The 9692-nt window shown below is 44.9% G+C and carries 7 protein-coding genes; 4 read left to right on the top strand and 3 right to left on the bottom strand.

All coding sequences use genetic code 11. The features are described from left to right. Positions 1-477: 477 nt before the first annotated feature. Entirely contained in the window at positions 478-1356 is an 879-nt protein-coding gene (locus ABFQ95_05640) for a Kdo hydroxylase family protein (protein MEN8237007.1), read from the bottom strand. 6 nt (positions 1357-1362) lie between these two features. Next, positions 1363-2535, bottom strand: coding sequence for a ribonuclease D (rnd, locus tag ABFQ95_05635; protein ID MEN8237006.1), 1173 nt, complete (start codon positions 2533-2535; stop codon positions 1363-1365). Between the two features lie 92 nt (positions 2536-2627). On the opposite strand from rnd, the gene aspS reads away from it, so the two are divergent. The 4 genes from aspS (at position 2628) to uvrB (ending at position 9242) form a co-directional block, all read left to right on the top strand. Next, positions 2628-4427, top strand: a complete 1800-nt coding sequence (gene aspS / locus ABFQ95_05630) for an aspartate--tRNA ligase (protein ID MEN8237005.1) — start codon at positions 2628-2630, stop codon at positions 4425-4427. A 115-nt stretch (positions 4428-4542) separates the two neighbouring features. Beyond that, entirely contained in the window at positions 4543-5736 is a 1194-nt protein-coding gene (locus ABFQ95_05625; protein ID MEN8237004.1) for a phosphoserine transaminase, read from the top strand. After that, entirely contained in the window at positions 5736-7145 is a 1410-nt protein-coding gene (locus ABFQ95_05620; protein ID MEN8237003.1) for a sodium:proton antiporter, read from the top strand. The genes ABFQ95_05625 and ABFQ95_05620 overlap by 1 nt, the downstream gene beginning before the upstream one ends. Positions 7146-7244: 99 nt before the next feature. Then, a complete protein-coding gene (gene uvrB, locus ABFQ95_05615; GenBank protein ID MEN8237002.1) occupies positions 7245-9242 on the top strand; it encodes an excinuclease ABC subunit UvrB in 1998 nt (665 codons plus the stop codon). A 15-nt stretch (positions 9243-9257) separates the two neighbouring features. On the opposite strand, the gene msrB is transcribed toward uvrB, so the two are convergent. Continuing rightward, positions 9258-9641, bottom strand: a complete 384-nt coding sequence (gene msrB, locus ABFQ95_05610) for a peptide-methionine (R)-S-oxide reductase MsrB (protein MEN8237001.1) — start codon at positions 9639-9641, stop codon at positions 9258-9260. Positions 9642-9692 lie beyond the last annotated feature (51 nt).

The raw sequence follows: 9692 nt of genomic DNA, 5'->3' as shown, positions 1-9692 counted from the left end.
GTCGAATAGGCCTTTGAAAGGCTTGAGCCGTATGCGGTGAAAGTCGCACGTACGGTTCTTAAGGGAGCCGGGGCCGGTAACGGTCTCGGCTTACCTGACGGCGGTTAGGTTGATCAGCCTCTCCGTCACGTTTGGTTAGGGTAGCGCTAAATGTGTGTGAAAATCAATAGCAAAAAATCAAAATAATCCGATGGGTTACAATTTTTATACAAAGATACTGAAATCAAAGGATTTTTTAATCCATCAGGGTTAAAACCAAATTAACCCACTACCGACAAAATCCATCCGATCGTCCAATTTCAGCTTTGACGTTCTGTCTGCTTTTGACAACTGTGGCCTGCATCTGCCTAAAATTCTCAGCCCCCCAACCTGTATACAATGTGCCCATTAAGTTTATAAATTTTGGTGTGGTTCATGGTATGGGCTACGGACCTGGGCAATCTTCCCGGCCTTCATGCCGGCCGAGGTATACGACTCTCACGTAAGTTTGCGAGCTGCCAATTTTTCCAAAACACACAAAGGCGACTTTGCCGGATCATACATCCCTGCAACGGGCAAGTGGAAGGTTTGTTCTAAGACGTACTGTCCAGCCATTACCGCATGCGGCACCTGATCAGTGTAGACAATCCAGCTTGAATTGGGGGGAAGATCAATAGCCTCTTGAGGAACATCCCTTTGATAGTCGGGATCCGATTTCATTAAGTTGTGTAAACACAGCATATAATGATCGTAATCACTGCGCCGGCCTCGGGTGATTCCAAGCATATCCATTAAAGTATGACTGCCCCAGAACGGCGGACTCATCTGATTCCAAAAACGCTCAGCGGTTTTGGAAAAGGGCTCACTACCTACCCGCCATTTTCGACTTTCTCCATTGGGATTGATGTTGGTAAATACCCGCAAAATTCTGTTTCCTTGTGTGGGAGTCGAAGGGAAAGAATCACAATGGAGCTGTGTATCATCCTTCAGACTCGAGCTCTGCCGCCCTTTTATCTGAATGGTTCGAAAACTGGTTCGTGCTGACATCAAAGAGTCATTATATTCTGGTAACACTTGCAGCAATAAAGAATTGGCACTGCTGGAGAAACGCTGCATCATGTTCTGCAAAGATTGGCGTTGCAGACCCATCAAATCCGTACCCTTTAACTGATCCTTTTTGCTATCATAACAAATGTTTTTGGCCTTGCTTGAAGTCGTGTCTGGAGAGAGCAATGATTTTTCTTCCTCCAAAAGGTTGAACTTCAAATTGGGGAAAAATAAAATCTTGCCTGATTCAAGCTGTTCCATGTCCCGTTTAGCTGCTTGTTGAGGACCACCTATCCATTCACTAATCTGATTTTTATGCAATGCAGTCATTTGATTTCACTTCGGTATATCCACTAATTCTAATGATTTGGTTTGCCTACAATGGGCGATTCCTTTCTCTCCCGAAAGCAATGCCAGAGCATCTTTGCCAAACAGCTCGTATCGCCACCCCCGAAGTAAGGCTAGATCAGTATCATTTTGATTGCCAATAAAAATTTCTAAGTCCCTGCTGGTCCCTACAAGCTTGGGGGCTACTTTCTCTCGCCTACAAACTACCTTTAGCCATAACTGCAACAAGTCCAATTCCGATTCTTTGCCTGAAGCAGGTTTAATTCTAACTTTTTTCTGTGGGCATTGATCGATGGAAAGTTTCTGGACATCTTGTAATGCCTGCCATAATTCGCACCCAAGCCGAGTATCCTCAACACCAGATGAGATCCCTTTAATTATTGAAAAATTCTTCAGCTCATGCGGTGGATTTGCCGCAAGTTCAATCAAGGTTGAATCCTTTAAAACGTGGTGCCGCAACTTATTGTGACGCTGAGCTTCAAGTTCACGTACCTTTGCCAAAGCTTGAAGGCGTGCTAAAAACCGAGGGTTGTCCCCTCTCGTTTTGATACGCCTCCAAATATTATCCACGTCTATTTCATAGATATTGGGATCCTGTAATCGGACCATTTCCTCCGCAATCCAATCTTGTCGCCCCGTGCTTTCCAGTTGCCCCCTCAAATATTGATAGATGGGCCGCAAATACGTCACATCTCGAATAGCATAGGCTTCTTGTTGTTTAGAAAGTGGACGACGTGCCCAATCCATAAACTGGAATGACTTATCTACTTTTTTCTGGCAAATGCTTTGCACCAGGCTATCGTAGCCAACAGATTCACCATAACCGCAAACCATTGCAGCAACCTGCGTATCAAAAATAGGTCGGGGTAGTTCTCCCCACATTTGATAGAAAATTTCTAAATCTTGACGGCCGGAATGAAAAACCTTCAAGATATTCTCGTCTTGCAACAATGCACGTAAAAACGACAAGTCGAGTCCCGGTGCCAGAGGGTCGATCAGCGCCTCTTGCTCTGACCCTGCAATCTGCACAAGACACAATTTTGATCTGTAAGTGTCGGTCCGTACAAATTCTGTATCAATGGTAATGTATTCTCCCACCTCTTTTTTAGACAGGTGCTGACAGAATTTTTTAAGCGACGATGTATTGGATATGATTTGCATACTCTACGTTGTAGCAAAAATATCCCCCAAAAGGGACAAAATTCGTTATATTAGTAGGCATTGTATCGACTCAAACAGTGAGCCAAAACCATATGCACACTTTTCGAACCCACACTTGTGGAGACTTGCGCCCCTCGCATCAAGGTCAATCTGTACGTCTTGCCGGATGGGTCCACCGCATTCGAGACCATGGAAACCTTTTGTTTATTGACCTAAGGGACCATTATGGACTGACCCAATGTGTCGTTGATCTGGACTCACCTTCCTTTGAAGTTACTCAATCTCTACGCAATGAAAGTGTAATTATTGTCACAGGCCTTGTGGCTAAAAGAACGCCTGAAACCATCAACAAAAAACTTCCAACTGGTGCAATCGAAGTCTCAGCGCAAGACATCAAGGTTGAATCTTTGGCTGACGAGCTGCCTTTGCCGATCAATATTGAAGCAGATTACCCGGAAGAAACTCGACTCACCTATCGTTTTCTCGACCTGAGACGTCAGAAGCTCCACGATAATATCAAGCTCAGGTGTGAGGTGATCGCTTCAATTCGCCGCCGTATGATTGATTCAGGTTTTATGGAAATTCAAACTCCTATTCTAACGGCCAGCTCCCCTGAAGGAGCAAGAGATTACCTGGTTCCAAGTCGTGTTCATCCTGGGAAATTCTACGCTCTACCGCAAGCACCGCAAATGTTTAAACAGTTGCTGATGGTCGCTGGATTTGATCGTTATTTTCAGATTGCGCCTTGCTTTCGCGATGAAGATGCTAGAGCCGATCGTTCTCCGGGGGAGTTTTACCAGCTCGACTTCGAAATGTCTTTTGTTACCCAAGATGATATTTTCAATGCGATTGAACCCGTCATGGCCGGAATTTTTGAAGAGTTTGGACGCGAACGTAAAGTTACCCAAACACCGTTTCCTCGAATTCCATACGATGAAGCCATGGTAAAATATGGCTCTGACAAACCTGACTTGCGCAACCCTATTGAAATTTCTGATGTTTCAGATGTTTTTAAGGAGTCGGATTTTTCCGTATTTGCCAAAGCAATCAAGGCTGGTTCTGTCGTACGTGGGATCCCTGTGCCACAAGGTAATGTCCAACCCCGCAGTTTCTTTGACAAGATGAATGCATGGGCTAGAGACCAAGGCGCACCGGGCTTGGGGTACATCACCTTTGACGAGAATAATCAAGGAAAGGGCCCGATAGCTAAATTCTTAACCGCAGAGAAAATAAAAAATCTACAAGACACAACCAAAACCCAAGCGGGTGATGGTGTCTTTTTTGCCTGTGCTGCCCAGCAAGACGCTGAAAAGCTAGCGGGTCTGGCACGTCAAGAGGTAGGGGTTCGCTTAGATCTGTTAGAAAAGGATAGCTTTAAATTCTGTTGGATAGTGGACTATCCAATGTTTGAATGGGATCCAGAAGCGAAAAAAATTGAATTCCCGCACAACCCTTTTTCCATGCCGCAAGGCGGACTTGAAGCTTTAAAAACCCAAGATCCCTTGAGTATCAAAGCCTTCCAATATGATATTGTCTGTAATGGTGTAGAGCTTTCAAGTGGGGCAATTCGAAATCATAGTCCTGAAATTATGTTCAAAGCGTTTGAAATCTGCGGATATTCTAGAAAAGATGTCGAAAAACACTTTTCAGGTATGCTCAATGCATTCAGACTGGGGGCACCACCCCATGGAGGGTGCGCTCCAGGAATTGATCGCATCGTTATGCTACTTGCAGATGAGCCAAACATCCGCGAAGTCATCGCCTTTCCAATGAACCAAAAGGCCCAAGATTTGATGATGGGAGCTCCTGCTGAAGTTACCCCGGAACAATTGAAAGACCTACATATCAAGCTATATTTACCACCAGAGCTGCTTGAAGAGAACCATGACTGATCAAAAATTTTGGATAAGAAACGCTTTGATTCGACTCTGCCTAGCTCGACTTTTTCCAAGCTGGAAGACAAAATACGGTTATGTACTCCCATGTGTTTGAAACGGTACTGTGTAAATGTCAGCATCACCTCCTCAACGTAAGCCCAACAACCCTTGCTTTTCTTCTGGGCCTACGTCTAAGCCTCCAGGATGGTCTGCTTCTGATCTAGATCTAGCTCTTGTAGGTCGCTCGCACAGATCCCCTGAAGCCATTCAAAAAATACAAGAAGTTGTCAGCCTTACTCGGCAATTGCTAAGTATCCCAGTAGATTACCAAGTTGCCATTGTACCTGGGTCAACCACGGGAGCCTTTATGATGGCTTTATGGTCTTTGCTTGGACCTCGTGGCGTTGATATCCTTACCTGGGAAGTGTTTGGTAAGCGCTGGGCGCTCGAAATCGAACAAGGCCTCAGATTTAAGGATGTACGCATTCTAGATGCCCCAATTGGACGCCTACCTGATTTATCTGCGGTCGATGCCAATCGAGATGTTGTTTTTAGTTGGAATGGAACCACGTCCGGGGTATGGGTGCCTAACGGCGAATGGATCCCCCACAACCAAAAAGGATTGGTCTTTTGTGATGCTATTTCTGCCATCTTTGCAGCTGATCTGCCCTGGGAAAAACTGGATATCACCGCTTTTTCTTGGCAAAAGACTCTCGGGGGCGAAAGTGGGTTTGGCATGCTCGTTTTAAGCCCAAAAGCGCTAGAAAGACTGGAAAATTTTACCCCAGCTCATCCTGTACCTGGACTTCTAAATCTCAAAGAATATTCCGGAGAGGTCAAACAAAGCATGTTCCAAGGACAAACTCCTAATACAATCTCATTGCTTTGTATAGAAGATTTCCTCAATGCCTTAAAGTGGGCGCAGAAAATTGGGGGACAAAAGGCACTGCAAAAGAAGATCGATGACAATTTTACAGTCATTAACTCCTGGGTTGAACGCTCTAAATGGGCGGCATTTCTTGCTGAAAATCCTCTACACCGCTCTAAAACCTCGGTCTGCCTCAAGATTCAACACCCACAATTCTACAAGCTCGATGAAAACAAACAATGGCAAGCAATCAAAGACTTGACAATGCTACTTGCAGAAGAAAAAGTAGCTTATGATATCAACAATCACCGATTCTCGTGTCCAAGTCTTCGGATATGGACAGGACCAACTGTTGCAAAAGATGATCTTGAAACCCTCTTGCCGTGGCTTGACTTGGCCTACGAAAAAGTGATTCAACCAATTGTGACGAAGTCTCACCCAAAAGAAGTCTCCTGATGACCCAATACACAAAAATACCTTTCTTTACCCTAATTGCCTTGCTTTTTGCAACCCCTTGTTTTGCCAGTAACAATGGCATTAATGCCCATAGCCTGAGCATCGTCTGGATCCTTCCCTTTGTAGGTATGTTGCTGTCTCTGGCTCTGATGCCGATCATTGCCCCTGATTTCTGGCATAAAAATGATGGCAAAGTGGCCCTATGCTGGGCAGCTTTGGTGATTATCCCCATGGCGCTCTTGTATGGAGTTAGCCTGACAATGCACGAAATCGTGCACGTGTATCTGTTAGAATACATCCCTTTCATCATCATTGCAGGGGCCCTATACGTCATTGCTGGTGGCATTTGTGTTCAACTCAAGTGGACCGGTACGCCTCAAGTCAACACTGTACTTTTGCTGGCCGCAACGTTGGTTGCAAGCTGGATTGGAACAACGGGTGCAGCAATGCTTTTTATCCGTCCCCTTATTCGGATTAATGCCTGGAGATCATATAAAACACACTTGATGATCTTTTTTATCATTCTTGTCTGCAACCTTGGAGGTTGTTTAACGGCTCTTGGAGATCCACCACTATTTCTCGGTTTTTTGCTGGGCGTTGATTTCTTTTGGCCTCTTTTTCATCTTGCTGTCCCTTTTGTATACGTCTCACTTCCTGTGCTTGTGATTTTCTATGTTCTTGACCGTTATCACTTCAGCAAAGAAGATACGACCAATATTCCCAAACCTAACCACGATAAACTTCGTTTTAGAGGCAGGCTCAACTTCATTTTGCTACTGGGAGTCATGGCTGCTGTGATTATCAGCGGTAAATGGGATCCAGGGGTTGCAATCGATATCTATGGGGTTCCTTTAAAATTGCAAAATTTCCTAAGGGATATCACGTTGCTTTTGCTTGCTCTTATTTCTCTGGTGCACACCTCATACGAAATCCGAAACCTTAATCATTTCACGTGGCTGCCCATTGTAGAAGTTGCCAAAATATTTGCTGCGATTTTTATAACGGCTATGCCAGTGTTGGCTATCTTAGGTATTGGCGAGGAAGGAGCACTTGCCCCTCTTGTGCAATTTGTCACAGTTGACGGAGCTCCTGTAAATTATATGTATTTTTGGATGACGGGAGTACTGTCTGGATTCCTTGATAATGCACCAACTTACCTGGTATTTTTCCACTTAGCTGGAGGTGATGCACAAACTCTCATGGGACCAATGAGTACCACACTTACCGCTATAAGTGCCGGAGCTGTTTTCATGGGAGCTCTGACCTATATTGGTAATGCTCCCAACTTTATGGTGAAATCCATTGCTGAAACACGCCAGATCTCCATGCCTAGCTTCTTCGGTTATCTTTTATGGTCGAGTCTTATTCTTTTGCCTCTGTTTGCTATCATGTCGTGGCTGTTATTTTAATAATTTGAGGTTTTGGTTTTCCTAGAGTGTAAAAAACTCCAGTCAATTGGAAAATACTTATGCTAAACTGCGGTGTATGAAAAATTAGTTTTAAAACGCATGGATAGCACAAACAATACTTTCCAACTTCAATCTGAATTCCAACCAGCAGGTGATCAGCCTGAGGCCATTAAGGCTTTGCGTGCTGGTCTTCAGGGCGGAAAACATGATCAAGTGCTGTTGGGTGTTACTGGCTCTGGAAAGACGTTCACTATGGCTCATTTCATTGAGCAAACAAAACGTCCCACGCTTATTCTTGCTCCTAACAAAACGCTTGCTGCACAGCTCTATGGAGAGATGAAGGAATTTTTTCCAGACAATGCCGTCGAATACTTCGTGTCCTATTATGACTATTATCAACCAGAGGCTTATGTCCCTCGAACCGATACGTTTATCGAAAAGGAAGCTTCAATTAACGAGCAAATTGATCGAATGCGCCATTCGGCAACACGCGCTCTCCTGGAACGCTCTGACGTCATTATCATAGCCAGTGTGTCCTGCATTTATGGGATTGGATCGCTTGAAAACTACGCAGAAATGGTTATTCCACTGCGGGCTGAACAAACCCTGGATCCAGGACATCTTACAAAACAGTTGGTAACTCTCCAGTACACCCGCAACGATATTGATTTTCACCGCGGTACCTTTCGATTGCGAGGAGACACGCTTGATCTCTTTCCATCCCACTACGAAGATAGGGCTTGGCGTCTCTCCTTTTTTGGCAACGAGCTGGAAAGCATTCAAGAAATTGATCCGCTTACAGGGAAAAAAACAGGAGATCTTAATGAAATCAAGGTATTCGCCAATAGTCACTACGTCACGCCACATCCAACCTTGCAACAGGCAATTAAACAAATTCGAGCAGAACTAAAGCTACGTTTGGATGAGCTTGTGACGCAAAATCGTCTTCTTGAGGCTCAACGGTTGCAACAACGTATTACTTTTGATTTAGAAATGATTCAAGCTACCGGTGCATGCCCAGGCATTGAAAATTACTCGCGCTACTTGACAGGACGCGCTCCAGGAGAAGCACCACCAACGCTTTTTGAATATCTACCAAAGGACGCACTTCTTATTGTTGATGAAAGCCACGTCGCTGTCCCACAGCTTGGAGCCATGTACAAAGGAGACGCAGCGCGAAAATCCACCCTTGCCGAATATGGGTTTCGCCTGCCCTCTTGTGCGGACAATCGTCCTCTCAAGTTTGAAGAGTGGGAACAAATGCGACCACATACCCTCTTTGTTTCTGCAACCCCAGGTCCCTGGGAGCTCGAAAAAACATCTGGAGATTTTATTGAACAAGTAATCCGCCCTACAGGATTAATAGATCCTGTTTGCATTGTGCGCCCAACCAAACACCAAGTTGACGATTTGATTGACGAATGTCTCCAGTGCGCAAAAAAAAACCAAAGGGTTTTGGTCACAACTCTGACCAAGCGCATGGCGGAGGCGTTAACGGAATACTTGCAAGAAGCTGGACTCAAAGTCCAATACATTCATTCTGACGTTCACACACTGGAACGCATTAAGATTATCAGAGACTTGCGCCGTGGGACGTACGATGTGTTGGTGGGCATCAACCTACTGCGTGAAGGTCTTGATATCCCTGAATGTTCTTTGGTGGCCATCCTGGATGCAGACAAGGAAGGGTTCCTACGTTCTAAAACCTCCCTCATTCAAACCATTGGCAGGGCCGCTCGTAATGTCGAAGGTCGCGCCATTCTTTATGCAGACACCATCACGCAATCAATACAGAAATCGCTGGAAGAAACCCAGCGCCGCCGTGAAAAACAGCAAGCCTACAATACTGCCCACGGCATCACTCCAGAAACCATTTGCAAATCCATCAAAGATATTTTGCAAAGTGTTTATGAAAAAGACTACGCAACAGTTTCACGCCGAATGCAATCAAAAATCCCTGAGGGAATGAGCGCTAAGGACTATAAAAAACAACTTGAAAAGCAAATGCTGGAAGCCGCTGCCAATCTTGAGTTTGAAGAGGCTGCACAGCTAAGGGATGAACTTTATGAACTCGAGACCCAAGAGCTTGGACTTTAAAATTATTCGGGAAAATTATTCAGGATCTGCAACAAAAACAAGTGCGACAGAATTAATACAATATCTCTTTTGCGTTGGCTTGGGCCCGTCATCAAAGACGTGGCCTAAGTGAGCACCACAACCTGAACAAAGCACCTCAGTGCGACTCATACCCAAACTATCGTCGGCTTTATGGGTAATAGCCTCCGTAGCAACTGGCTGGAAGAAACTTGGCCATCCAGAGTGTGAATTAAACTTGGCTTTTGAAGTGAAAAGAGCTTGATTGCAGCACACACAACGAAACGTTCCCGATTCCCAAAAATTATCGTAATTGCCCGAAAAGGGCCTTTCGGTTTGCTTCAACCAGCAAACGTTGGGTTGAATTACAGAAACGGGGCAAATGCGACATACGAAGTCAATTTATGGGCAACTTTGTTGCTATGCCTTAAAATTAAGGACCTCCTCCAACGA

It is taken from the genome of Pseudomonadota bacterium, assembly GCA_039714795.1.
In the GTDB taxonomy this organism is placed as follows: Bacteria; Pseudomonadota; Alphaproteobacteria; order JAGOMX01; family JAGOMX01; genus JBDLIP01.
Note: the sequence above shows the minus strand (reverse complement) of the source record. Positions and strands in the feature narration are given on the sequence as shown.